Source organism: Phytobacter sp. V69 (genome assembly GCF_965644215.1).
Lineage (GTDB): Bacteria > Pseudomonadota > Gammaproteobacteria > Enterobacterales > Enterobacteriaceae > Phytobacter.
In genome coordinates, this window is the sequence record NZ_CBFFRL010000480.1 from 1 (window position 1) to 735 (window position 735).

Consider the following 735-nt stretch of genomic DNA (forward strand, 5'->3'; position numbering starts at 1 on the left):
AGACGTTCTACAAACCCCTGAACATCTCCTTTACGAACCTGATGAATAACATGCACCCAACGGCTTTCATATTCCATTGCAATCAGACAGGTGGAACGACCTATCTTGACCGCATGAACCACCCACTGAATGATTTCCTTATTCTTTACGTCAGACTGTCGTTCCTTGATAGTCTGCTGTACAGATGACGCAGGCTCAAAGAACCCTTCATCAACATTCTTTTTGTATTTACCGTAAAGGTGTGTCGCTGCTGCTTTGGAGCAGTTGATAACCATCATATCGATAATCCCTTATCATTAGGGTTAGAGAAAAATTTATTTTTCATTATAAATCCCCATAATTGAGGAAAATCAGTCCTGGTACAACATGCTTGTACTCGGCGGCATCAATGTTCTTACGCAGCTTATCAGCCGCTTTCCATAAAACGACTTCTAACAATTTGGTTTTGATCTCCTGGAGTTTTCTTGCCATTACGGTCATTTTCCGGATACGGACGATTGACCTATTTTGCCCTAAAGTTCCTGTTGTTACGAGCTTATCAATGGATTTTTAATCCCTGAATTTTGACTGCTTGAATAAAAATCACCCATCTTTGCGCTTACCCGAACCAAAGCGAAATTTAGGGAAGGTGAAACATTTTGATTTTGTGGCAACTTTGTTTTCCTTTGGTAAAGGTGGAAAGGCAACGGATGGGCTTGTTTTGTCTGGTTCTTGTTTTTTCTCAGGCTTGTGGTT

2 protein-coding genes are annotated in these 735 nt (G+C 40.8%); both read right to left on the bottom strand.

What is annotated here, in order from left to right; all coding sequences use genetic code 11:
* A partial coding sequence (locus ACSZPU_RS26100; protein ID WP_499004521.1) for a DUF6933 domain-containing protein occupies nt 1-278 on the bottom strand: 278 nt, incomplete at its 3' end.
* 46 nt (nt 279-324) lie between these two features.
* Complete coding sequence (locus ACSZPU_RS26105; RefSeq protein WP_499004523.1) at nt 325-471, bottom strand: type I restriction-modification system subunit M N-terminal domain-containing protein; 147 nt, start codon at nt 469-471, stop codon at nt 325-327.
* Between the last annotated feature and the right edge of the window lie 264 nt (nt 472-735).

Bases quoted from the DNA above. Each gene is read 5' to 3' on its own strand.
- ACSZPU_RS26105 (WP_499004523.1), bottom strand. From the start codon at position 471: ATGGCAAGAAAACTCCAGGAGATCAAAACCAAATTGTTAGAAGTCGTT.